Origin of the sequence: Butyrivibrio sp. NC3005 (assembly GCF_000424545.1) — a bacterium.
GTDB lineage: Bacteria > Bacillota > Clostridia > Lachnospirales > Lachnospiraceae > Butyrivibrio.
Window position 1 is genome coordinate 1 of the sequence record NZ_AUKC01000054.1, and the last position, 24061, is coordinate 24061.

24 protein-coding genes are annotated in these 24061 nt (G+C 35.5%); 10 read left to right on the forward strand and 14 right to left on the reverse strand.

What is annotated here, in order from left to right; translation table 11 throughout:
* Positions 1–226: 226 nt before the first annotated feature.
* The 4 genes from ftsH to G634_RS21420 are packed head-to-tail and all read right to left on the reverse strand — an operon-like array spanning position 227 to position 4379.
* Complete coding sequence (gene ftsH / locus G634_RS0113045) at positions 227–2098, reverse strand: ATP-dependent zinc metalloprotease FtsH (protein WP_026505659.1); 1872 nt, start codon at positions 2096–2098, stop codon at positions 227–229.
* Positions 2099–2122: 24 nt separating this feature from the next.
* Positions 2123–2650, reverse strand: coding sequence for a hypoxanthine phosphoribosyltransferase (hpt, locus tag G634_RS0113050; protein WP_026505660.1), 528 nt, complete (start codon positions 2648–2650; stop codon positions 2123–2125).
* 20 nt (positions 2651–2670) lie between these two features.
* Entirely contained in the window at positions 2671–4053 is a 1383-nt protein-coding gene (tilS, locus tag G634_RS0113055; RefSeq protein WP_026505661.1) for a tRNA lysidine(34) synthetase TilS, read from the reverse strand.
* Between the two features lie 14 nt (positions 4054–4067).
* Positions 4068–4379 carry an FtsB family cell division protein gene (locus tag G634_RS21420; protein ID WP_026505662.1) on the reverse strand — a complete coding sequence of 104 codons (312 nt, stop codon included), beginning with the start codon at positions 4377–4379 and terminating at the stop codon, positions 4068–4070.
* 294 nt (positions 4380–4673) lie between these two features.
* Here G634_RS21420 and G634_RS19220 point away from each other — a divergent pair, with 294 nt between their 5' ends.
* Positions 4674–5171 (forward strand): flavodoxin family protein, encoded by a 498-nt coding sequence (locus tag G634_RS19220; RefSeq protein ID WP_051233986.1) that lies wholly within the window; start codon positions 4674–4676, stop codon positions 5169–5171.
* 250 nt (positions 5172–5421) lie between these two features.
* Here G634_RS19220 and G634_RS20480 read toward each other — a convergent pair whose 3' ends face one another.
* Positions 5422–7008 (reverse strand): cellulase family glycosylhydrolase, encoded by a 1587-nt coding sequence (locus G634_RS20480; protein ID WP_051233989.1) that lies wholly within the window; start codon positions 7006–7008, stop codon positions 5422–5424.
* Positions 7009–7284: 276 nt separating this feature from the next.
* Here G634_RS20480 and G634_RS19230 point away from each other — a divergent pair, with 276 nt between their 5' ends.
* The 3 genes from G634_RS19230 to G634_RS0113085 are packed head-to-tail and all read left to right on the forward strand — an operon-like array spanning position 7285 to position 10299.
* On the forward strand, positions 7285–8772 hold the full coding sequence (locus G634_RS19230) for a sensor histidine kinase (protein WP_035800072.1): 1488 nt from the start codon (positions 7285–7287) through the stop codon (positions 8770–8772).
* Positions 8750–9439, forward strand: coding sequence for a response regulator transcription factor (locus G634_RS0113080; RefSeq protein WP_026505663.1), 690 nt, complete (start codon positions 8750–8752; stop codon positions 9437–9439). Before G634_RS19230 ends, G634_RS0113080 begins: the two co-directional genes overlap by 23 nt.
* The gene (locus tag G634_RS0113085) at positions 9436–10299 is read left to right on the forward strand and encodes an RluA family pseudouridine synthase (RefSeq protein ID WP_026505664.1); all 864 of its coding nucleotides are present in this window, start codon (positions 9436–9438) and stop codon (positions 10297–10299) included. Before G634_RS0113080 ends, G634_RS0113085 begins: the two co-directional genes overlap by 4 nt.
* Positions 10300–10415: 116 nt before the next feature.
* Here the strand turns inward: G634_RS0113085 and G634_RS0113090 are convergent, their stop codons facing one another.
* The 5 genes from G634_RS0113090 to G634_RS20485 form a co-directional block, all read right to left on the reverse strand.
* Positions 10416–11174 carry a hypothetical protein gene (locus tag G634_RS0113090; protein ID WP_026505665.1) on the reverse strand — a complete coding sequence of 253 codons (759 nt, stop codon included), beginning with the start codon at positions 11172–11174 and terminating at the stop codon, positions 10416–10418.
* A gap of 44 nt (positions 11175–11218) precedes the next feature.
* Positions 11219–11677, reverse strand: a complete 459-nt coding sequence (locus G634_RS0113095; protein WP_026505666.1) for a hypothetical protein — start codon at positions 11675–11677, stop codon at positions 11219–11221.
* A gap of 282 nt (positions 11678–11959) precedes the next feature.
* On the reverse strand, positions 11960–12106 hold the full coding sequence (locus tag G634_RS21245; protein WP_155830588.1) for a hypothetical protein: 147 nt from the start codon (positions 12104–12106) through the stop codon (positions 11960–11962).
* A 17-nt stretch (positions 12107–12123) separates the two neighbouring features.
* Positions 12124–12666: a YgjV family protein gene (locus G634_RS0113105; RefSeq protein ID WP_026505667.1), complete on the reverse strand. Its 543-nt coding sequence runs from the start codon at positions 12664–12666 to the stop codon at positions 12124–12126.
* Between the two features lie 268 nt (positions 12667–12934).
* Positions 12935–13762, reverse strand: a complete 828-nt coding sequence (locus G634_RS20485; protein ID WP_026505668.1) for a helix-turn-helix domain-containing protein — start codon at positions 13760–13762, stop codon at positions 12935–12937.
* A 148-nt stretch (positions 13763–13910) separates the two neighbouring features.
* Here G634_RS20485 and G634_RS0113115 point away from each other — a divergent pair, with 148 nt between their 5' ends.
* Both G634_RS0113115 and G634_RS0113120 read left to right on the forward strand, forming a co-directional pair.
* Positions 13911–15680 carry an ABC transporter ATP-binding protein gene (locus G634_RS0113115; protein ID WP_242826819.1) on the forward strand — a complete coding sequence of 590 codons (1770 nt, stop codon included), beginning with the start codon at positions 13911–13913 and terminating at the stop codon, positions 15678–15680.
* Positions 15681–15716: 36 nt separating this feature from the next.
* The gene (locus G634_RS0113120) at positions 15717–17537 is read left to right on the forward strand and encodes an ABC transporter ATP-binding protein (RefSeq protein ID WP_026505670.1); all 1821 of its coding nucleotides are present in this window, start codon (positions 15717–15719) and stop codon (positions 17535–17537) included.
* 122 nt (positions 17538–17659) lie between these two features.
* Here G634_RS0113120 and G634_RS0113125 read toward each other — a convergent pair whose 3' ends face one another.
* From G634_RS0113125 to G634_RS19245, 4 genes are all read right to left on the reverse strand, one after another.
* Positions 17660–18844 (reverse strand): ABC transporter permease, encoded by a 1185-nt coding sequence (locus G634_RS0113125; RefSeq protein ID WP_026505671.1) that lies wholly within the window; start codon positions 18842–18844, stop codon positions 17660–17662.
* An 8-nt stretch (positions 18845–18852) separates the two neighbouring features.
* Positions 18853–19467, reverse strand: coding sequence for an ATP-binding cassette domain-containing protein (locus G634_RS19240; RefSeq protein ID WP_051233991.1), 615 nt, complete (start codon positions 19465–19467; stop codon positions 18853–18855).
* A 23-nt stretch (positions 19468–19490) separates the two neighbouring features.
* On the reverse strand, positions 19491–20411 hold the full coding sequence (locus G634_RS0113135; RefSeq protein WP_026505672.1) for a hypothetical protein: 921 nt from the start codon (positions 20409–20411) through the stop codon (positions 19491–19493).
* A gap of 95 nt (positions 20412–20506) precedes the next feature.
* The gene (locus tag G634_RS19245; RefSeq protein WP_051233992.1) at positions 20507–21121 is read right to left on the reverse strand and encodes a hypothetical protein; all 615 of its coding nucleotides are present in this window, start codon (positions 21119–21121) and stop codon (positions 20507–20509) included.
* A 301-nt stretch (positions 21122–21422) separates the two neighbouring features.
* Between G634_RS19245 and fba the strand changes: the two genes are divergently transcribed.
* The 4 genes from fba to G634_RS21250 all read left to right on the forward strand — a co-directional run bounded on the left by fba (position 21423) and on the right by G634_RS21250 (position 23854).
* A complete protein-coding gene (gene fba / locus G634_RS0113145) occupies positions 21423–22292 on the forward strand; it encodes a class II fructose-1,6-bisphosphate aldolase (RefSeq protein WP_026505674.1) in 870 nt (289 codons plus the stop codon).
* A 391-nt stretch (positions 22293–22683) separates the two neighbouring features.
* A complete protein-coding gene (locus tag G634_RS0113150) occupies positions 22684–22911 on the forward strand; it encodes a hypothetical protein (protein ID WP_026505675.1) in 228 nt (75 codons plus the stop codon).
* A 221-nt stretch (positions 22912–23132) separates the two neighbouring features.
* On the forward strand, positions 23133–23696 hold the full coding sequence (locus tag G634_RS0113155; RefSeq protein WP_026505676.1) for a DUF3159 domain-containing protein: 564 nt from the start codon (positions 23133–23135) through the stop codon (positions 23694–23696).
* Entirely contained in the window at positions 23696–23854 is a 159-nt protein-coding gene (locus G634_RS21250) for a hypothetical protein (RefSeq protein WP_155830590.1), read from the forward strand. The genes G634_RS0113155 and G634_RS21250 overlap by 1 nt, the downstream gene beginning before the upstream one ends.
* The last annotated feature ends 207 nt before the right edge of the window (positions 23855–24061 follow it).

A 24061-nucleotide genomic window follows, 5' to 3' on the forward strand; every position in this document is an offset into this window, starting at 1 on the left:
TTTTAGCGCATTACGAACCATTACGTTTATAATCAAGCGAAAGCGTGTCTGCGACGAAATATACAAACATCAGAACAGATTATATTTTTTGTTCTCACGAAACTCGCAGTAAATGCGAGTTTCTGAATGTAAGTGACAAGAAGTCATTCTTTAAAAAAATAGATGCCTCCCAAAAACAGAAGGCATCTAAATACTAAAATCAAAATATATCTAATTAACCTAGAACTCAAATCCCTTCAAATCCAAAATTTATATCAGAAAAATCTTTTACTTCAAAAAGGGCTTCAAATTCATCTCTTCCAATCTTTTCTTTTTCAAGAAGAAGATTTGCAGATTTCTCAAGAACATCACGATTATCAAGAAGAATCTGTTTTGCCTTAGCATAACACTCGTCAATTATTGACTTAACCTCTTTATCAATCTCATTACTGATAGCTTCAGAGTGATTCTTCTTATGCTGAATATCATAACCTATAAATACATCATCGCCATTCTCGTCATAGTTCACTACGCCAATACGTTCTGACATACCGTATCGAGTTACCATATTTCTAGCAAGTCCTGTTGCTTTCTGAATATCATTATAGGCTCCTGTTGTTATCTCGCCAAATATAATCTCTTCTGCGATTCTACCGCCCAAATCCACCATGATATCCTCGAGCATTTTAGACTTTGTAAGGAACATTTCATCCTTCTCAGGAAGAGGCATTGTGTATCCTGCAGCACCCATTCCTGTAGGAATAATTGAAATAGAGTAAACAGGTCCTACGTGAGGAAGAACATGGAACAAAATAGCATGTCCCGACTCATGGTAAGCTGTAATTTTCTTTTCTTCGTCAGAAATAACATGACTCTTTTTCTCAGTTCCGATTCCAACCTGTACAAATGCCTTTTTAATATCATCCATACGAATGAAACTACGTTTGTCCATAGCTGCATTGATAGCAGATTCATTTAAAAGATTCTCTAAGTCTGCACCGGTAAAGCCTGCTGTTGTCTGAGCAATCTGCTTGAGATTAACATCATCAGCAAGAGGTTTGTTTGATGCATGAACTCTTAATATCTCTTCACGTCCTTTGACATCAGGTCTTCCAACTGTGACCTTTCTATCGAAACGTCCTGGTCTAAGGATAGCCGGATCCAATATATCTACTCTGTTAGTAGCTGCCATGACGATGATGCCTTCATTGACACCAAATCCATCCATTTCTACAAGAAGCTGGTTCAAAGTCTGCTCACGCTCATCGTGGCCACCACCCATACCTGTTCCACGCCTTCTGGCAACTGCATCAATTTCATCAATGAATATAATACATGGACTATTCTTCTTGGCCTCTTCGAAAAGATCACGAACTCTGGATGCACCTACACCAACGAACATCTCTACAAAGTCTGAACCGGAAATAGAAAAGAAAGGAACTCCAGCTTCACCCGCAACAGCTCTGGCAAGAAGTGTTTTACCTGTTCCCGGTGCACCTTCGAGAAGCATTCCCTTAGGGATTCTTGCACCAACTCGTATAAACTGATCCGGATTCTTAAGAAAAGCAACGATTTCCTCGAGCTGTTCTTTCTCTTCGGCAAGTCCGGCAACATCTGTAAATTTGATGCCATTCTCATTGCCAAGAGTCATCTTGGCTCTACTCTTACCAAAATTCATCATCCTGTTACCACTAGCGCTTCCCGCCTGTGCTCCGCTCATCATCGACATGAACATTACAAAGATGATAACAACCGCCAGTATCGGCAAAGCCCAGTTAAACAGCCAATTATCCCCCGGAATATTCCGCACCTCAGGATCAATCTTGTATGATTCGAGCAGCTTCTCGACATAGGTAACATCTGTAACATAGAGCGTTTGAGTATCTACTTCGTCGCTCTTAAATTCGACACTTACCGTACCTGTCTCATTATTCGCATTCGGAGTAATCACCGCACTTGCAACATTTCCATTCTCAAGATCCTGCATAAGCTTACCAACTGTATAAGCTTTCTTGTCAGCACGCCTGTTGTCCTCTGCCCATTGCAACGAAACAAGAACCAGCAGCAAAACGATGATGAAACCAAATATGGTACCAAAGCTTCGTCTGCGATTTTCCACCTATTCCTCCAATCTTGAATTCAATCAATCATCGAATTCAACTACACCAATATATGGCAAATTTCTATATCTCTGGTCATAATCAAGACCATAACCTACTACAAACTCATCAGGAATAACAAATCCGGTATAATCAACCTTAACATCTGTTACTCTTCGATCAGGCTTATCCAAAAGTGTTGTAAGACGAATACTGTTTGGGCCTCTGTCTCCGAGCATCTTGATAAGATAGCTCAAGGTTCTTCCTGAATCAACGATATCCTCAACGATAATTACATCCTTGTCCTTAAGAGGCTCATCAAGATCCTTCACAATCTTAACAACACCACTGGATTTTGTGGATGAACCATAGCTTGAAGCACTCATGAAATCCAAAGTAACCGGCACTGTAATTCTCTTAGCCAGCTCTGTCAAATAAAAGCTACCACCCTTCAATACACAAACCAGATGAACTGTCTTACCTGCATAATCTTTGCTAATCTGTGCACCAATTTCACGGATTCTCTTGTCCACTTCTTCTTCTGTGAACATTACACGTACTCGTTCTGCCATTTCTTTGTCTTTACTCCAATCTAAAAAAATACTGATACTTCCAGGATATGTCTTGTCTCTTCAGAAATTTGGTAGGCACTGCTCATTCTATAGCCTATAACCCACATGATGTTCTCTCCGTCACATAAAAGAGGAATACTGTCTCTTCTAGATGCCGGAATCCTCTCATCTATCATATATTTCTTGAGGGATTTGCCATGTCCATCTGAATCTATCGAAATTCTATCTCCTACTTTACGATAACGCAAAGAAGGAGACGATAATATTTTATCATAATCAAACCATTTAGTATATGCTTCGCGAGGAATCCTCTGCTGTAATTCTTCGAATTTTTCTGCAACCTCGAACTCTTTAAACAAGATTTCCGGAAGCGGATTTCCTGTCTTTTCCTCTTTACTTAAATCCAGCTTTTCTTTTCCAATATATAGTTTATTATATTCTCTTTTTGCGTAAATTCCACCTTCAAAATAAGTTTTTTCACATCCAGAAGTTGACTGACACATTTTAAAAAGAGAATCTATCTGATATCTCGAAACGTTGATTCTATGCGGAATAACAGTGCCTAATATTTCCATCAAAATATATTTTTGAAGAAGCGGCTTATACTCTCTTAGAGAATTAATATCAATATTGTCAGCTTTTAGCTTCTTTATCAGCACTATTTCTCTGGCTTCCTCCTCAAGGTAATCTTCAATTTCACGAAGCATCCCTGCGGCTTCAAAAATGTGCTTATTACTTCCGCTGTTAACCATGTCATTTAACATCGGAAGAACATGATGTCTTATTCGGTTTCTTGTGTGATCATCTTCCAGATTAGTCCTGTCGGTAACAAAACTTTCGCCGCACATACCAAGATACTCTTCAATCTCATTTCTTCCCGCACATAAAAGAGGACGGATAATTTTGTCTCTAACAGGTTTTATTCCTGAAAGCCCTCTGATACCGCTTCCTCTGCAAAGATTCAATATAAAAGTTTCAGCCTGATCATTCATATGATGAGCAACCGCTATATGAGATGCTCCAATTGCCTCTGCTCTTTCTAAAAGCACTTTATATCTGGCAATTCTTCCAGCTTCTTCCTCGGTCTGACCACTTTCAGACACAATCTTTGGTACATCTATTTGTTCTAAATAAAATGGGATTTGATATTTTTTGCATAACTTTTCAACAAACTCAGCATCTTCTCCAGCTTCCTCTCTAATGCCATGGTTGACATGAAGTGCTGCAAGAGAAAATCTCATTTGCTTTGACAATGCATCTAAGACAAGGAGCATACAGACAGAATCCGCTCCTCCTGATACTGCCGCCAGTATCGTTTCACCTTCCTCCACCATTTTACAGGAAATCATGTAGCTTTTTATTTTATTAATAAATCTGTATGTATTTTGATTGGTGGCGTCCATTGTATATACCTTTTTTATTTCTTAGTATCCTTTTTTTCAAAAATAATCTCACCAGGATATACAAGTCCCAGCTTTTCTCTTGCTATCTGTTCAATATATTTTCTAGTCTGAGTTTCTTTTGCAAAATCTTCTATTTCCTTGGAACGAGTCTTCTGTTCCTCTATCTGCTGCTGAAGGTTCGAAATTTCAACCTGATTTTTCTTTAGCTTTTCCCACAAGGTTACTGCGCGAACAGATACGACAATAACAAGAAGCGCAATTGCTGCTGTTACTAATAGTTTAAGTGTTCTGTTTTCTCTGCGCCTATTTTTATATCTAACTCGCATACAGCCCCCTTCCTCAAAAGTTGTATTGTAAAAAGACATATAATCTATATTATTATACCATCTTTTCTGACAATTGTACAAGTTATATGCTAAATACACAAGAATTGATGTTAACCTTAATTTACTAATTCTTTTCATTTTTATTACACACATTGGAGTTGTATATTTGCGCAGAATTATATACGATAAGACTAGACTGTTCGATAAGTCACATTTTCTTTTGTAAGATGCGCATATGGTGCGCAGTTCGTAAATTATAACCATATAAGTTTATGATCCGGGAGTGAGGCAGAAATGGGAAATACAGAAAATGGAATCCTGATGATCTATTATTCCTTAGATGGGAATACGGAATTCGTTGCACAAAAAGTTAGAGAACAGATAGGTGCTACTCTTTGGCGTTTAGAACCTGACAAAGAGCCGCCAAAAACAGGTCTTCTTAAATATTTAATAGGGGGAAAAGATGCACTTCTTAAACACTTTCCAACTTTAGTGCCTTGTCCATACCAATTAAGCGATTACGACCAGATAATCGTAGCTTCACCTGTTTGGGCTGGAAAATATGCGCCAGCTATTGGAGCTTTTTTAAGGGATTACAAATTTCAGGGTAAAAGGGTTTATTTGATAGCATGCTCTAGTAGTGGTAATGCTGAAAAGATGTTGCTTTCTCTTGAAGATGATTTGATTGGCAACAATGTTGTAGAGACCTTGTCTTTGCAAAATCCACTAAGGAATGAAGAACTCGAGTTTCCAAAACTCGAAAATTTCTGCCATAGAATTGTTGGCAGATAATAAAACAGGATAATAAATGACAATTTCAGAATTACTGTTTTCGCAGTATGACAGAACTTGTAGGATGATTTCTACAAGAAAAGGGCACCGGTGCGGGTACACCGATGCCTTTCTCTTTTCGCTAGGGGTTAAGTGATAGTTTTTGCAGCATTTGAAGCTGCATGGGATAATTTATAGTAAAATCCGAGTGGGTAGCTCGGATAATACCCGAGTTTGTGGTTTCTGCTCTTACTATCGGAGCAGAAACTTTTTAATTGCAGGTAACTTTAACGTTACTAGCATTTCCAGACTGATTAGAGGTCTTTGTGATGTTATATCCAAATGTTGTACTCTGACCAGCTGCAAGCGTTCCATTGTAATCCATACCTGTAACTACATAATGGTTATCTTTGTGGCTTACAATTTTAGCACACCAAATATTAGAAATTTCACCTTCAGCATCGAAGGAAACAGTCCACTTAGAAGAAGCTGAACCATTATTTGAAACTGTAAAGCTAACTGTAGCACCAGTTCCCCAATCACCGCCGCTTGTAGCAACGGCAGTGACGGAACCTTTATCTTTAGAACCATTCTTGCCTTCGGACTTATCTTTTGAGCTTCCTGAAGGTTTATCATTTGTGCTAGGAGGGTTTGTTTTGGAAGCACCACTATCTTTAGATTTGTCCTTATCTTTGGATGAGGAATCGTCTTTTCCGGTAGAAGACTGGTTCGCATCTTCTTTTGCGGAAAGGGCTCTGCATGTATTTACGAGCCAAATTCCAGTTGTTGTGAGCTCATCTTTCGTCCATTTACTTGTTTTAGGTGTGGAGGTTTTAATGTACGAAGCTTGCTCGCCTTTATTACAAAGACTCCAACAACAGAAACCGATATTGTTTTGAGTGAGGAGGCTCATCCAACTATTGGCATTTTGGATATCTACGCCGCCATTTCCAGACGCATCGCAAATACCAAATTCGGAAACGAAGACCGGAGTACCGGCAGATAAAGCGGTCTTCAACTTGCTTTTAAGATTGTCATAATGTGTTGCTGCATAATAATGCAAAGTGTACATACAGTTATCAATTCCAGCTGTAGAAAGCGGCTTTGCTGCAACAGCATCAACATCCTGTGACCATGTGTTAGTTCCGCAAATAATAATAGCTTTACTACCACAGTTTCTAATAACATTAGAAATGGTCTTGCTATATGTGTACAAATCGTTAGAAGAACCATTGTACCAGTCTGTTCCAGTTGGTTCGTTAGCGATTTCGAAAATTACGTTGTTGTAGTCCTTATACAAAGAAGCATACTTTGTAAAAAATGACTTGGCACCGTCAATTGTCTCATTTGGGTTGTAGTTAAGTACATGCCAGTCAATAATTACATACATTCCGAGCTGAGACGCTGCTGCAACACCCTGCTTGATAGTGCGATCCATCTGCGCTCCGCTACCATCAAGGTATCCGCCCTCACGAGGATAAACAGCAAGTCTTACTGTATTAATGCCCCATTCATCTCTAAGAGACTGGAAAGCTTCTTTATTAACATATTGTGGAAACCATTGAATGCCATGTGTGCTGGCACCTCTAAGCTGCACTGCCTTTCCCTTTTCATCGAGAATAGTAGGTGCTGCATAGTTACTGCATTTACCGACATGAAGTCTTCCATGTCTTCCAACTGGAGTCTTATCAAAACTCAAGTTATTTACAGAACCGTTAACAGTATAATCAAGATTAGTTCCGCTTGCCTCTTTTGCATTAACAAAAACCGAGGTGCTGCAAACTGTTGTAGTGCTGACTGCGAGTGTAAGTGCAGCCGTAAGAAAACTTTTTACAAAACTTTTTTTAAAACCATTCATAATTATCTTATGTAGCCTTTCTTTATTCGCCCCTGTGCAAGTAATGAAATAATGTGCTGTTCATCTCTTGCACTTTTATATTACAACACTCGAAACAATTTGTCTAGAGTTTATTTCAAAATATTACAAAAAATATCAAAAAATTCGTCAGACCCTTTATCATTCATTATATCGGCGAATATGCCGATACTGATATAGGGTACTAAATACCTTGCAATAACCCTCAAATCAGGATTAGTATATACTTAAAATTCAAAAACAAAAGGACAATTAATAATGCGTTTAAAAACAAAGTTAAAAGTAACCGCAGTCACTATGGTAGTACTTCCTCTATTAATGACCGCCATTGCCTTTGTAACAATAGGCGGCATTATGAACAAAGGACTATCAAGAGGCATAGTGTCAGACAATACAAGATACCTGAATATTGTTGAAAAAGTTTTTTCGACTATCAAAATAGACCTCGCCAGAGATCCTGATATTCTGGAAAATCTGGTTTATTTGGAAGGACTTAACAAAAAAATCAAATCGGACGGAGCTTTTATAATCGTCCGCAAAGGTTCTGCCATTGTATATAAAGGCTCTAAAGAAGACTTAACAGAAATAGAAAATGACCTTCCCGTATATGACAATAGCACCGCCAATAACAGCAGAGTATTCTATAATCATGCCAAAAAACTGTTAAAACAGTTCGATTTTCAGTTCTCGGATGGAACTCCCGGAACTCTGTTTTTGGTAATTGCAGCAGAATCTTTGATATCACCTCAGTTTCTGGTATATATGTGCGTATCTATTTGTCTGATACTGCTGATAACATCGCTTGTTCTGACTTCCTGGATTAAAAACGGCATCTTCAAGCCAATAGGAGAACTGAATATTGCCATGCAGAAAATCCGTGACGGAAATTTTGATTTCCGCCTGGAAAGCTCGAGCGAAAAGGGTGAAATAGGAGAAATGTACAGAAGCTACGAGGATATGAGACTACGATTAAAAGAGTCCGCCGAGGAGAAACTCGAACACGAACAGCAAAACAAAGAACTTATTCGTAATATTTCACATGATTTAAAAACACCTATTACAACAATCAGAGGCTATGCAGAAGGCCTTATGGAAGGCGTAGCATCTACGCCAGAAAAGCAGGAAAAATATTTAAAAACAATATATAATAAAGCAAACGATATGAATAATCTCATAAACGAGCTTACTCTTTATTCTTCTATAGATAATAACCGAATTCCGTATAACTTCCACAAAATTGTGGTGGGAGAGTATTTCGGAGACTGCATAGAAGAAGTCGGAATGGACATGGAAAGTCGCGGAATAAAGCTTAATTATGCCAATTTAACTGCTCCTGACACTATTATTATTGCAGATCCGGAACAGCTAAAACGCGTTATCAATAATATAATCAGCAATTCAGTAAAATATATGGATAGAACCGATGACAAAGGGGAAATTGATATCAGAATTCTCGATGAGGTAGACTCCATAAGAGTTGAGATTGAAGACAACGGAAGAGGAATAGCACAGAAAGATCTTGGAAATATTTTCGACAGATTCTATCGAACTGATGCTTCGAGAAATTCCAAACACTCCGGAAGCGGTATAGGTCTTTCTATTGTCAAAAAAATAATAGAAGATCACGGAGGATATATCTGGGCTACCAGCCACGAAGGCGAAGGAACCTGTATGCATATCGTTCTCAGAAAATATGAAGAAAAGATTAAAGGAGGATTTTCCTATGAGCAAAATATTAATAGTTGAAGATGAAGAAGCAATTGCAGATCTTGAGAAAGACTATTTGGAGTTATCAGATTTCGACGTAACAATAGAAACAAGAGGTGATGACGGCCTCAAAAAAGCCCTTTCTGAAGATTTCGACTTGGTAATTCTGGATTTAATGCTTCCTGGAATGGACGGCTTTGAAGTATGTAAGCATCTTAGAGAAAAGAAAGATATGCCTGTTCTTATGGTCTCTGCCAAAAAAGATGATATAGACAAAATAAGAGGACTGGGACTTGGAGCAGACGATTATATTACTAAACCATTTAGTCCTTCAGAACTTGTCGCAAGAGTAAAAGCACATCTTTCTAGATATAAGAGGCTTGTAGGCTCTACCACCCAAAAGAATGACATTATCGAAATCAGAGGACTTAAAATCGACAAAACAGCACGAAGAGTATATATTGACCAGGAAGAGCGGAATTTTACCACAAAAGAATTCGATCTTCTTACATTCCTTGCCGAAAACCCCAACCATGTTTTTACCAAGGAAGAGCTTTTTAGAAAAATCTGGAATATGGACAGCGTAGGCGACATCGCAACTGTCACTGTTCATATCAAGAAAATTCGTGAAAAGATTGAACTTGACACATCAAATCCTCAGTATATCGAAACAATCTGGGGCGTAGGATATAGGTTCAAAGCATGATAAACAAAAGTGATATCTTATTCGAAGATAATGAAATAATCGTAATACACAAAAAGGCAGGAGTCGCTGTTGAATCAAATAAGATAGGGACTCCTGACCTTATTTCGATGCTGAAAACCTATATTTCTAGAAATCAAAGAGCTGCCAGAATACGTTCTAATACACCTGTTAACGTCTATATGATTCATAGACTAGATCAGGTTGTAGAAGGTGTCATTGTATTTGCTAAAACAAAAGAAGCCGCTGCAAATCTTTCCAGACAACTTACAAATGAGGGATTTCAAAAATATTACTATGCAGCTGTATGCGGTGCTCCTAGCAAAAACGTTTCTCATCTTAACATTGTCAAAAATGATAATGGGTTTATTCAAATTGAAGATAAACTAATAAAAACAGATAATAAATCCATTATAGACAATGAAAACGCAAATGATAAAATTGGAAAGAAAGCTATACTTGAATACATAGAAATAGCTAGAGATTGTAGCATCGAAAATGTAAATTACAAAGTGCCTTCTCTGGATATGCAATCAAACGAAAAAAGTGAATATTTAGCAAAACTTGAAGAAAACCAAAATGCAATTGAAGAAAAAAATAAAAACAGTCTTGTAACCCTCCTAAAAATTCATTTAAAAACCGGCAGATTCCATCAGATACGTGCCCAGTTATCACACATGGACTGCCCGATACTCGGAGATGTAAAATATGGAGCACCTGAAAAAAGACGAGGCGAAATTGCACTATGTAGCTATAAGCTATCCTTTACTCATCCAAAAACAGGAGAGAAGATGGACTTTAAAATAAAACCTGTTTCTTCACTATTTGCACCATTTGATGCTTTTCTAAGCGTAGATGACTAAAATGAATATCGATGTAGTATGTTTTCAATGAAAGGGGTTGTTGCACTAAAATCAGTGCAACAACCCCTTAAAAATTATGACTTCTATATCTTTTTCAACATTTGAAGAATATTTTTTTATTTATTCTCCTTCCACGAATCTAAGACTTTAAGCTTATTGTCAGTTTTATCATACCCAATAAGCGATACCAGATCCCCATTATAATCCGAATGTCCATCCAGATAAGAATACTGATATGTTTTCATCTTGGAATCATCCCCTTCAACTCGCTCAATTTTATATAAAGTATCTAATCCACCTTTTTCACTATTATCTTCACCTTCTGCATAATATTTCAGGCAATCTAACTTTTCAAATCTCGGATTATCACCAATCCACAATATCCAGGCTTCATGTGTTCCATTACCACCAACACCATGCGTGTCAAAAAGAAAAACAAATTCTGGCTGTGAATCCATATTATAGTCAAACGATAGTACGTTCTCCAAAGTCATATCACTTTGTTCATCCGACAATTTATCTCCAGATTCTGATAACCCTATTTTGTTAGTCTCATTCAATGATACATAAAAATCTTTAATACGTTGACTACCTTCACAATCTTCATAGGATAAGATAATTTCATCATCTATATTATTCCTATCTAAGTCAATATCCAGCACTCCTTTATCTGTCAATGTTTTGGTCCAGGATGAAGTATCTGGCAAGTTATTTTCTGAATTAGTTTTTATTTCAGAATTAGTTTTAATTTCAGAATTCGCATCATCATCCCCAGAAGGATTTGAGTATTGTTGTGTTGTCTCCTGCTGTTTTGAACAAGCAGTACACATACAAATCATCAGCATTAGCACAGCGGCAAGTTTCTTCTTCCTCATTAGTCTACCCCTTACAGTTAGTTTTTATTACTCCTGAAAAGTTTTTATTTTCCACTTAAAAAGTCTTTTATACTTTGTTCAAAATCTTCTGTGTAATTATAATCATCTAACATATATGAATAAGCCATTTTTCCTTTATTCATTGAAATATACAATTTCAGTAGTTGATCTTTCTCACCCTGCTCACTCATCGCAGCACTCGGCTGACTTATCGCTTCTACATAATAAACATCATAGCCATTTTCTGAAAATTTATATTCTGTTTTATTTATTATGAGGCCACATCCCCAAAAAGCATTCATGCACAGCTCAACAGACGAACTATAATCACTATTATCTGTTCTATCAACACATCCAACGCAATCTCCACTTAATGTTATCTGGTAATTATCTTCGTTAATACTATACTTTTTTTGTGAGCCACACGCTGTAAGAATCACAACAAGAGATGCTATTAATGCCACATATGAAAGCTTCTTTTTAATAACCAATATTATATCCAAATAAATTCACATCTCCTTTCGAATAAACTGATCCACTATAATAGTAATTCAATATTTGCCTACAATTATACCCTTTTTCAGCAAGAGCTTGTGAACCATATTGTTTATTACGACAAACAAAACATTATTGTAACAATCAATATGATATAGTTCACTTTCTTAATTGTCAAGCAATAATTAGACTTGAACCTTTAAATTTTATTTTTCAATCATACCAAGAATAAAGTTCAAATAAAAAGAGACTATTGCATTTATTTAGTGCAACAGTCCCTTGAAAAGTTTTTATTTTCCACTTAAAAAGTCTTTTATACTTTGTTCAAAATCTTCTGTGTAATTATAATCATCTAACTTATATGAATAAGCCATTTTTCCTTTATTCATTGAAATATACAATTTCAGTAGTTGATCCTTCTCACCTTGCTCACTCATCGCAGCACTAGACCACCTTATACATCCATCTCTGCAACTGGAGTGTCCTGAACATCTTTGCGGATTCTAATGATTCCTAATGCATTTGTCACGATTGTAAGTACATCAAATACTGCTCCAGAAACATTTCTAAGTGATATGTCATATGTAAGCCACATAATCTGACAAATAATAAGCACTATTTTAAGCTTTACCATATCCTTCTCGTCAAGTTTCCAAGTATACAAAACAGTTCCCAGTATAGGAAGAAGTTCCTGAAGTTTAAAGCCTCTTATGCTCATAAAATAAGCAGACACTACAATTTGAACAATAACAAAAAACACTTTCCAGAACACTGTCAGTTCTTTTTTCAGACAGAAAAAGTTTCTGATAATGCTGACAATATTAGCTACAAATCCGGATACTCCGCCAAGTATCAGATTTCCTATTCCCATGATGAAAAACTGGATGTTCTGCATAATTAAAATATTACGCTTATTCTTGACAAGACCGATTGCCACCATAAAAAGTGCGCCAATTAAAGCGATAATGTTCCCGATAAGGAGTGAATTTTCTAACATGATTTTTCCCTCATTTACTATAAGCTCTTATTCATATTAAAAATAAGAGCCATCTAGACCAAAGTTTACTATAAGTAAAACTTTGTCCTGCAGCGCAGGATTCCTTCTACAGTATTATCTTTATATCAGAAAGAAGTCATTAATTATTTTCCTAAAGCATATATCAGAATACATTAAAAAAATTCAAAAGGCAACGTTTTTTATGATTGAAAAATATAAAATTATTCGAAACAGGTTTTCCAATACTTATAGATTTTTACCCTTTCACTCATATATTCCCAAGCAGACGATACTGCTTAGGAGAGCATCCTTTAACTCTATGAAACTGCCTATTGAAGTGTTCCACGCTATCATATCCGCATATTCCTGCTATATTACTTATAGAATCATTATGATTTAACAAAAGATATGACGCATAGTTTATCCTCGAAGAGATAATATCTCTTGTAACAGGCACTCCATACAAATCTTTATAGATATGCTGAAAATACGAAACAGACAAATTCATATCACTTGCAAGTTCATCAATATTCTTTATTCTAGCTGCTTCACCGCCTTGATATATTCGTTCTCTGAGCGAATCGAATACCGGTCTGTAATTCTCGAGTGTTGTTTTGTTACGAAAACAAGTCTTTTGTTCTTTCTCTGTCTTTAGCTGATCGCTCATTCTAAGGAAAACAGCATGAAGCAGATGATCCATTATTTCTTGCTGATGCTGGCCTTTTATCCAGTTTTCAGCAGCCAGAAGCTGATGCAGCGAAGAAATCTCATATGCATCTGAAATAGATATTACTTCTGAAAATTTAAGTTCTAACTTGTCAAATAATGCATCTATATCTTCATCTATTACCTCGAAGTGTACCCAGTTATCAACATATTTGTCATTATGCAGATAATAGTGCTGGGGTTCTTGAGGTCTGTATATCACAAAACCCGGATGATCAATATACACCGCTTCATTATCTTTTCCTCCTGGAACAAAATAAAAAGGGTTTCGTATATGGCACATCATATAATTATTGCACCCTTCAGGTCTGTCTATTTCCCATCCATCCGGATGAATATAGTTATATCCTGCACACAAAACTTTAAACATAAGGCCTCCTTACGAGCAAAAAACAGAAAAAGTCAATTTTGAAACAGATATTATCATTGTATAAAACTATTTTAGTGATAGTATTCATTTTAGCAGAAAAACAGCGATAACTGCAGGTTACATTATTCTTTTTTATGAGGGTTTATTTATGAAAATAGAAAAAAAGGATCGAGAGCAATGGCAAAAATCGATGCGTTGGTTTTACGGATATCTGGCAAAATACAGATGGAAAATCGGCGTCGGATTGATACTGGTTACCATAACTTCTGTTCTCGCAATAATCAATCCCAGAATAACCGGGTACATTGTTGATAAGATTATTGGTGACGGACAGAATATATCAAGCAGGTTCAATTTATTGCCAAAAGCTTTAACACTAATGGTTTTGGTTACTTTCACACAGTCAGTATTAAGACTTATCTTTTTGTGGATGTTCGAAACCTGCTCACAAGATACACTCTATGATATGAGGGACGGAGTGTATAGAAATCTGCTCCAGAAAGATTTCGCTTTCTATAACAGAAATCGTACCGGTGATTTAATGAGTAGACAAACCGGCGATATGATGGCTATAAGACATTTCGTAGCTTTTGTAATCTATATGATATATGAAAATGTTCTATTATTTATTATCGCTTTGGTGATGATATTCTCAGTAGATTACAGAATAGGGCTTGCTATGCTTTTGGTACTGCCTATAACTGCGTTTATGACCTATTCACAGTCACAGGCATTAAAACCAAGATTTATGCACATAAGAGATAAATTCTCATCTCTTAATGCTTTTGCTCAGGAAAACATAAGTGCCAACAGAGTAGTTCGCGCTTTTGCAAAAGAAGACTATGAAATAGAACGATTCGACAAAGAAAATGCCGCATATCGTGACAGCGAACTGGACGCAGCAAAGGTTTGGACAAAATATATCCCGATTTTCGAAGTTTTATCCTGTCTTCTAACTGTAGTATTAATGATAGTAGGCGGTGTGATGTGTGTACTTGGGTATATGACGCTTGGAAATATGGTCATGATCAACAGTTATCTATGGATGCTTAATAATCCGCTTAGAATGTTCGGATGGCTTATAAATGACTATCAAAGATTTACAACTTCCGTAGTCAAAATTTATGCCACAATTGCCGACAAGCCAGATATTATGACGCCTAAGTATCCTAAAACTGATAAGAGAATAAAAGGCGAAGTTGAATTTAGAGATGTATCCTACAATGTCGAGGGAGAACCTATTCTAGACCATGTATCTTTTCATGTAAAACAAGGTCAGACAATCGGAATACTCGGCGCAACAGGTTCAGGAAAAACAACTATCATGAATCTTATCTGCAGATTTTTTGATACCACAAATGGCAGTGTATTAGTAGACGGAGTAGACGTTAGAGACCTTCCTCTTCATACACTTAGAGATGGAATAGGTCTGGCAATGCAGGACGTATTTTTATTCTCGGACACAATTGAAGGAAATATAGCCTATGGTGATCCTAAATGCACCTTTGCCCAGGTTAAATGGGCAGCTCAAATGGCTGATGCAGATGAATTTATAACCGAAATGGAAAATGGTTATGACACAGTAGTAGGAGAGAGAGGTATCGGATTATCCGGTGGTCAAAAGCAAAGAATCTCTCTTGCAAGAGCTATTTTGAAACATCCTGCTATTATCATCCTGGATGATACAACCTCTGCTGTTGATATGGAAACCGAAGCACAGATTCAGCATGCGCTTAAGAATCTGAATAAAGAAACTGTTTTCATAATCGCCCAAAGAATTTCTTCACTTAAAGATGCTGATAAGATTCTTGTAATTGAAAATGGTAGAATAACCGAACAGGGAACACATGAAGAATTATTGAAGAAAAACGGATATTATACAAGAGTATTCGAACATCAGTACGGAAATGCCTGTTAATATAGAAAGATATTACAGTTAGGCTATGGAGGCTTTATGGCAAGAAATAAAATAAATGAAGATGAAAATCTTGAGCAATCCTTTGATGTAGCTCAGTTAAAACGTCTTCTCCACTATGTTGGACCCTTTAAGAAAAAATTATCAGCTGCTGTTATTATCATGATAATATCAAGTGGTCTTTCGATGCTCATCCCTATTTTTGTGAAAAATGTTATGGATGTAGTATCTGATACCAATTTTGAGCACAAGTACACATCTAAAGAGGCAATTTATTATATAGTATTATATTCAGTTCTCACTTTAATTGTTTCACTTATATGTGCGCTCATTACTAGAATAAAGATAAAGCTCACTTCTCAGGTTGGACAAGGGGTAGTTTATAACCTTAGAAGAGAACTGTTTGTTCACTTACAGGAACTTCCTTTTTCCTATTTTGATGACAAGCCTCATGGAAAGATACAGGTAAGAGTAGTTAATTATGTAAACAATCTTTCAGATCTTCTTTCCAATGGTATTGTTAATACTATTACAGATTGTTTTTCGATGGTATTTATAGTTGTATTCATGCTTTACTTAAATGTCAACTTCACTCTTATAGTAATGTGTGGACTTCCAATACTTGCTTTTATAATAATTTTTGTAAAAAACAGACAGCATAAAGCATGGCAGATACAATCAAATAAGCAGTCGAATTTAAATGCTTATATCGCTGAAAGCGTAAACGGAATAAGAGTAACACAGTCTTTTGTAAGAGAAGGTTATAATACAGACTTATTTAATGATTTAAATAACCAGGCAAGAAGTGCATGGCTTGGAGCAGTAAAATACAACTTCATATTAAGACCTGTCATAGACAATATAAATGTATTGTCAACTGCGATTATCTATATACTGGGAATTAGCTATTTAATGAAGGGAAACGTAGTTATAACAGTAGGTCTTCTGACAGCGTTTACCGGATACGTTGCAAGATTCTGGCAGCCTATTATGACACTAGCCAATTTCTACAACTCGCTTTTAACCGCAATCTCTTACCTAGAAAGGATATTCGAAACAATCGATGCTCCTGTTCTGGTAAAAGATAAAGAAAATGCCAAAACAATGCCTCAAATTGAAGGCAATGTTGAATTTAAAGACGTTCATTTTGCATATGATGATGGAATTGAGATTTTGCACGGAGTTAGCTTCAATGTCAAAAAAGGACAAAGTTTTGCTATTGTAGGTCCAACCGGTGCCGGCAAAAGCACGATTGTAAACCTTATTTCACGATTCTATAATGTCGAAAAAGGAGAGATTCTGGTAGACGGAATCAATATTGAGGATGTTACTATAAAGTCTCTGAGAACTCAGATGGGTGTAATGATGCAAGATAGCTTCATTTTCTCAGGAACTATTATGGACAATATACGTTATGGAAACAGAGATGCTACTGACAAAGAAGTCATAAATGCTGCAAAAACAGTATGTGCACATGATTTCATAATGGAACTTGAAGATGGTTATAACACTCAGGTCAACGAGCGTGGATCACGACTCTCTGCAGGTCAAAGACAATTAATCAGCTTTGCTAGAGCTGTTCTTGCCAATCCTAAGATTCTTATCTTAGATGAAGCAACAGCAGCAATCGATACAGAAACTGAAATCCTGTTACAAAAAGGATTATCTGAAATGTTAAAAGGAAGAACTTCTTTTATCATTGCGCACAGATTGTCAACCATCAGAAACGCAGATTGCATTCTATATGTTGATCATGGTCAAATAGAAGAGAAGGGAAGCCATGATGAACTTATGAAGATACCAAATGGTAAATACAGAAAGTTATACGATTCTCAGTATGACTTCTTACAAGTTGGATAATTTTTATTTTACTTGTAAAAGTACATAGCTATTTGGTTGGATATATGGGGTATATTTTTATAGTTCAGGCACCAAAACTTTAGAAATATAGTTTTGATGCCTGAAACACGTTGTTGATCTATTTATTCAGTTACCTTCGACTCTCTTAAAAGAAATAAAATATTCTCTTTGGATACATGTGAGAGTATCGCTGATACTATCACATAATTAAGAAGGCACACAGTTGCTATTATTCCAAGTGATATAAGAAGACACATATACACGCAGCTGTGGACAAATACAAGCGCCGTTACAGCACAAACACCATATGAAAGTGCAAAAACAAGTAAGAATTTTTTTCTTACAAATCGAATATAGATATTTTTAATACGCTTTGAAGAATAACCATAATGCATCAGTATTCCAATATCTTTACGCAGTGTCATAATGTAATTCCAAAATGCAACCAATGTGTTCATAACCGCCAATATAAGAAATGCAATCATTAGAATAAAAAGCCACAAATAATTGTCTCTTAACATTGCCATAATATCTGAAAATGCTCCCATCGCATAGTTGGCAGAATAGTTGTTATCAATCAAATGCTTCGCAATAGGTTTAACCAAAGATAAATCATATACATATATTTGAATATTGCTTAGTCCCTCTGATTTATCGCTATTTACATCAGAATCTGCATAAACTTTCTGCATAAGCTTTTGATATGTATTTTCATTTACAACAACCGAATTAGAATATATTCCAAAAATCGATTTAGATATCGCAATTCCACTAGGATATATAAACTTCATATCTATACCAAATGAATCCGATGCTTCGAAACCACCCATGCTTTTACTAATAACAGGAAAAGTTAATTTCTTTTCACCTTTTTCATTACTGTTTTGGCACAATGCACAGTCATCATCGAGTTTAATTCCATAGAGTTTTAAAGCTTCATCACTGACACTGTTTATATAATATGTCTTATTATTTTCATCTGTTATCCCAAACGGAAAACTATGAATCCTGAATAATTCATAGTTTGCATTTTCATCTTGCATTATTTCAGAAATCACATCATAATCATCGGCTTCCAAAGCGCCTACATATGATGGATTATCCTTATCTATTTTGTTAGATACCTCAATAATATGCGTATTCATATTTTCAAAGAAATTATCCTGCATACTCGAATACTGAAAAAATACATAGTTAATTCCCAAACCTAATACACATATAGATACGGTAAAAATTATCAAAGTGAATTTGAGATATAAACTCGTTTTCTTTTCAATCACTTTACTCACTTTTTTATCATCAAACATCAAAGCTTTTACCCCACTTGTTTTACTATAGATTCTATTTTCTGATTTCCCATGACTACCGTTTCATACCCACGAAAAAGTTCAGAAGAATCATGTGATATAATAATCTTATCAGTGTCTGAAAAATTCTCATTAATAGTTTCTATTACAAGAACTTTATTCTGATAATCTAGATTTGCTGTCGGTTCATCCATAAGCAAAACGTCAGGATTTGTGATAAATATCATCGCCAATTGAAGTCTTTGCTTTTCTCCCTGAGAAAGCTGACAAACCTTGCTTTCTTCTTTATTGTATAGCCTGAATTTCTCAAGCGTTCTTTTTATTTCTTCGTCTGAAATGCTAAGATTCAGCGAATTTGCCTTAATTCTAATATTGTCTTTTACAAGTACGTTAGAATATAGTAAAATATCCTGAAAAACATATTGAATATTGGCTTTGTTATCTCTTTGGACTTTACCTGTATATTTTTCATCATATCCTGCGATAATACTAAGTAAAGTGCTCTTTCCACAACCACTTTCTCCGGTTATTAGATAATTTTTCCCAGACTCAAAATTATATGATATGTTATCAAGAACCACCACATTCTCGAATTTCTTTGTTAAGTTTCTTATAGTAATCATCCCATACCAATCTTTCTAATTTTTCAATTAATATCAATGTTTTCTATTCCGTCAAATGTATATGCGACTATTCTGTCTGAATCATGCTTATAATCTATTATTCCTGATATGGTCTTAATCACTTGTTTATTGCTGATATCTACTACATCCAAAACAGGCACATCATCATTACCCAAATAAATAGTGAATAAATAACCATTATTTACAAAGTCGTTATCACCCTTTGCATAAGAAAAAGAACCATCTTGGCAAAAAATATTATTTAAATCAGTAAGATAAAGATGTCCATTATCAAAATATATATTACTTGATTTAAGATTTTGTTCACAAACATCTAGCTCTGAATTCTCATCTGAATAATTTAATTTATACAGCGTATAATCATCCATATCCTCGTTATATGATGTAAAATACAAAATATGGTTTTCTATATCATAAGCTCCTTCAGATATTAAAAGTCCCTCCGTTTTATTTAATTTTTGCTTTTTTCCAGATGAGTAATCCACCTTAGCAATGTACCTTTTGTCATACTCTTCTGAACCATCCGCTTTGTAAGTGCTGAAAACAAAAAAGCCTTTTTTCTCATCAATTGACGTAAGAGGAAATACAGCCTCATTATCCTCGGCTTCATATATTGTTCTGAAACTTTTTGAATTGTCACAGGAAATAATTTTGAAATGACCATCTATACTATGACCTGTTGTATAGATATTGCTCAAAGGGCTGAATGAATACTGATAATAATTTGCTTCATCATTGTAAGTTTCTGTTAATGACTCTGCATTATAAGCCACAAGTTTCATTTTCATTCTGTCGTATATTATCAATTCATTATCATTAGAAAGTTTGGGAAGTTCATATTTAGATGCAGAATTTCCCTTACAAGAACATAGTATCCCTATCAAAAGCACTCCAATTGCCAAATGCTTTAATACCTTTTTCATTGATCTACCCCTTTTAACGCTTAACAGGGAGATTGCTTTGAAGCAAAATGAAGAATCTCACCCAAAGCAACCTCTCCTCAAATATCTGTTGTTAATTATGCTCCAGCAGAAATAGAATATACCTTTTTATCTTTCTTTAATTTTACTGAAGCAGTATTAATCACACTAATTGTGCTGGATCTATAGTCTTTTGCAGGAGTAACAATTACATTTGACCTATAATCCACAGTCTTTTGACCTTTAGTGTTCATATAATACTTCGTAGCTGTTTTAACAGTTTGCCATGATGAACTAACGCCCGCGCTAACACCTGTATCTGATACTCCTAATGTTATAGAAGCAGAATTTCTTAATGAAGCTGATGCGTTCCATTGAGTCTTGATATACTCAACTTCATAAGAGCCAGCGTAAACAGCTGATACCTGATAATCCCATTGTAAGGTATTATTTACCTTCTTACCGTCCAAACTTGTCCTCCAGGCATTGGCAGTAAGAGTCCCCTTATTTCCATTAATGGTATAGCTTTTACTCTGCTTACTTTTTACTGAAATCCCTCCATTAGAAAATGATGAAGAGTCTCTTTCCTGAACCTCACTAGAAATAGCTGCTTCACTTGGATTTACACCATAATTCGCTGAAGCTGCATGACTAGTTATTGATGCAGAAAACAAAGATAATAAACACATTGAAGTTACAATCAGTCTTCTCATAGTTCCTCCCAATTTTAGAAACAACAAAACATTTGATACACACTAGGTTATTTTCTCGCTTATTACTAGTAATAGCTCTACCAATACATTACCATATCATTTCAGTTATGTAAACTGTTTTTAAAGTTTTTTGCAATGTTTTGCCATCATTGTAATATCGTTGACAAATTTATTGTTTGCAATATTTTAGGGTTTCATTCCAAAAACTTTATTTTTTGACGAAACTATTATATAATCGAAATTAACAGATTAATTATTAAGGCCTGATTTTAAGTCAGTGCTATATAAAGGAGAGAAGCTTATGTTAGTTACAGCTACAGAGATGCTTAAAAAAGCAAAAGCCGGCCACTACGCTGTAGGCCACTTTAATATCAACAACCTTGAGTGGACAAAATCCATTCTTTTGACAGCACAGGAACTGGAGTCTCCAGTTATTCTTGGTGTATCTGAAGGTGCTGGTAAGTACATGGGCGGTTTTGAAGTAGTATCTGCAATGGTAAGAGCTCTTGATAAGAGTCTTGGAATTACTGTTCCGGTTGCACTTCATCTTGATCACGGTTCATATGATGGATGCTACAAGTGTATCAAAGCTGGATTCACATCTATCATGTTCGATGGTTCCCACTTTGATATTGATGAGAACGTTGCTAAGACAACAGAACTTGTTCACGCAGCTCATCAGCTTGGTCTTTCTATCGAAGCTGAAGTTGGTGGCATCGGCGGAGAAGAAGACGGTGTTGTAAGCATGGGTGAGTGCGCAGATCCAGAAGAGTGTGCAAAGATTACAGCTCTTGGAGTTGACATGCTTGCTGCTGGTATCGGTAACATCCACGGTGTATATCCAGAAGGATGGCCAGGACTTCGTTTCGACGTTCTTGATGACATCCAGAAGAAGACAGGTGCAATGCCTCTCGTTCTGCACGGTGGTACAGGTATTCCTGATGAAATGGTTAAGAAGGCTATTACTCTTGGTGTATCCAAGGTTAATGTAAATACAGAGTGTCAGCTTGTATTTGCAGAGGCTACAAGAAAGTATGTTGAAGCTGGTAAGGATCTTGAAGGAAAGGGCTTCGATCCACGTAAGCTTCTTGCTCCTGGTACAGAAGCAATCAAAGCTAAGGTTAAGGAGAAGATTCTCCTCTTTGGTTCTGACGGAAAGGCTTTTAACTAATTATTAATTAGCAGATATTTATTTGTTCAATTCAAAAAGAGTAACATTTGCTTACTGCAAGTGTTACTCTTTTTTTCTTACTTTTTTGACCGTTCGTTGTTTCCCTCTCTGCCCCTTTTGCCGCCTTTGACGTTATCGACAGACGTATGCTTCATCGCTACCTTCGCGTGCTCGGAACTTTCACTTGTTAGCCCCCATTGCGGGCAAACCAAAAAAGAAACCTTTTGATGTCAAACAGTTTCTTTTCTGACTATATAACATATAAGAAATTAAGAGATTTGTCACTAGACAGAAATAAATGACATATGTATAATGAGACAAGTTAAAGATTTTCGGGAAAACACCGAAAAAACGGTTATTGATGAGGGTATTTTGACATTGAGAGGGTACAATGACAGAAAAAAGAATTTTTGCAGATTTAATCAGTGAATTGCGAGTAAAGAGAGGGGCTAGTAAGGTTAATTTAAGCGAAGGCATATGTAGTAATGTGATGTATCAATACTATGAAGACGGTATTTGTTACCCACCATTATTAATACGAAAAAGACTTTTGGATAGATTTGGCGCATCAAAAGATAATAGAATTGTTCTAGTGAATTTTGAAGATTTAGGAAAATGATAGATAATGCATTCTTGAGTGAGGAAATAAAAGAAAAGTTTATTTCAAGTTTAAACTGGTTATATGAATTGTTTAATTTTTAAGTGGTATGCTTTGGAGTTGATTTTTAGTTTTTTATGAAATTTTAGGGTTTAATCGCAAGCTTATAACTGAGAAATTTAATAAAAGTAATATTGACAATATCATAAGTTGTTAATGATTAAGTTGAATGAGGTTTAATTATGGTTTGTTTTGTGAAATCATGTGTTAGAATGCTTGTACCAAGTATATTATTTTTTTTAATATATTATTTTTGTGGGTTAAAACTTGCAATTATTATATCTAGTATGAGTGGAGTATTGCTGTTATTTATTGATATAGCAAAAGAAAAGGATGTGAATAACAGTAATATAATTGGATTGATTGGACTTTTGTTTCAAATTATTAGCTCATTTTGTTCTGGATACGAAAAGCTGTATTTTATTCCTGCACTTATACAGAATTTTATAGTTATGATAGGGATGTTGATTCTTTGTCGTAATTCAAAAAGCGTGTTTTTATATATAGTGAAAGAATTTGATTTTAAAGTTTTTAGAAACGTAAAGGATGAAGAAGTATTGCGATTAAATTATTTATGGATTGCATATTGTTTTCTAAAGATTGTATCTAAATTGATAGGCATATATAATTTGGCTTTTGTTTCTTTGTATTGGGTTGTATTTATATTTGGTACGCCATTAAATATTTTTGTTATAATAGTTTCTTTTTTTTATGTCAAGAACAAATGTAGAAGAAGATTAGCATAATGAAGTGGCATGCACCAGTTATGGAAGAACTTAACATCAATGCACCAGCAAATGGTATGGCTCCAGACGAAAACTTTGACGGAGATTGGGTTGAAATCAACGGAAGATGGTATCGCCCAGGTAACGGATCTATTAGCGGTAGCGAAACTGCTCACTAATTTATGACTTACTTAAACTTCGCACATCAAAAAGTGCTTTAGAGCCTTGAATCTTGCTGATGATTATCCTAAATTTCAGCAAGAAGTCATATTTAATGTAGGTATTTTACCCAATGTAGGCACGAATAATTTTATCTGAAATTGACGGAAGAGAGGAATACTTGTGAAAAAAATTTTGACTTTGCTTTCATGCACAGTTATGCTCGG

Coding starts and splice junctions, on each gene's coding strand:
- G634_RS19220 (WP_051233986.1), top strand. CDS start 4,674: ATGGGAAATACAGAAAATGGAATCCTGATGATCTATTATTCCTTAGAT.
- G634_RS0113155 (WP_026505676.1), top strand. CDS start 23,133: ATGGTTTGTTTTGTGAAATCATGTGTTAGAATGCTTGTACCAAGTATA.
- G634_RS0113085 (WP_026505664.1), top strand. CDS start 9,436: ATGATAAACAAAAGTGATATCTTATTCGAAGATAATGAAATAATCGTA.
- fba (WP_026505674.1), top strand. CDS start 21,423: ATGTTAGTTACAGCTACAGAGATGCTTAAAAAAGCAAAAGCCGGCCAC.
- G634_RS0113080 (WP_026505663.1), top strand. CDS start 8,750: ATGAGCAAAATATTAATAGTTGAAGATGAAGAAGCAATTGCAGATCTT.
- G634_RS0113090 (WP_026505665.1), bottom strand. CDS start 11,174: ATGAGGAAGAAGAAACTTGCCGCTGTGCTAATGCTGATGATTTGTATG.
- G634_RS20480 (WP_051233989.1), bottom strand. CDS start 7,008: ATGAATGGTTTTAAAAAAAGTTTTGTAAAAAGTTTTCTTACGGCTGCA.
- G634_RS21420 (WP_026505662.1), bottom strand. CDS start 4,379: ATGCGAGTTAGATATAAAAATAGGCGCAGAGAAAACAGAACACTTAAA.
- G634_RS19230 (WP_035800072.1), top strand. CDS start 7,285: ATGCGTTTAAAAACAAAGTTAAAAGTAACCGCAGTCACTATGGTAGTA.
- G634_RS0113135 (WP_026505672.1), bottom strand. CDS start 20,411: ATGAAAAAGGTATTAAAGCATTTGGCAATTGGAGTGCTTTTGATAGGG.
- G634_RS19240 (WP_051233991.1), bottom strand. CDS start 19,467: ATGATTACTATAAGAAACTTAACAAAGAAATTCGAGAATGTGGTGGTT.
- tilS (WP_026505661.1), bottom strand. CDS start 4,053: ATGGACGCCACCAATCAAAATACATACAGATTTATTAATAAAATAAAA.
- G634_RS21245 (WP_155830588.1), bottom strand. CDS start 12,106: ATGAGTGAGCAAGGTGAGAAGGATCAACTACTGAAATTGTATATTTCA.
- G634_RS0113150 (WP_026505675.1), top strand. CDS start 22,684: ATGACAGAAAAAAGAATTTTTGCAGATTTAATCAGTGAATTGCGAGTA.
- G634_RS20485 (WP_026505668.1), bottom strand. CDS start 13,762: ATGTTTAAAGTTTTGTGTGCAGGATATAACTATATTCATCCGGATGGA.
- hpt (WP_026505660.1), bottom strand. CDS start 2,650: ATGGCAGAACGAGTACGTGTAATGTTCACAGAAGAAGAAGTGGACAAG.
- G634_RS0113125 (WP_026505671.1), bottom strand. CDS start 18,844: ATGTTTGATGATAAAAAAGTGAGTAAAGTGATTGAAAAGAAAACGAGT.
- G634_RS0113115 (WP_242826819.1), top strand. CDS start 13,911: ATGAAAATAGAAAAAAAGGATCGAGAGCAATGGCAAAAATCGATGCGT.
- G634_RS0113120 (WP_026505670.1), top strand. CDS start 15,717: ATGGCAAGAAATAAAATAAATGAAGATGAAAATCTTGAGCAATCCTTT.
- G634_RS19245 (WP_051233992.1), bottom strand. CDS start 21,121: ATGAGAAGACTGATTGTAACTTCAATGTGTTTATTATCTTTGTTTTCT.
- G634_RS0113105 (WP_026505667.1), bottom strand. CDS start 12,666: ATGTTAGAAAATTCACTCCTTATCGGGAACATTATCGCTTTAATTGGC.
- G634_RS21250 (WP_155830590.1), top strand. CDS start 23,696: ATGAAGTGGCATGCACCAGTTATGGAAGAACTTAACATCAATGCACCA.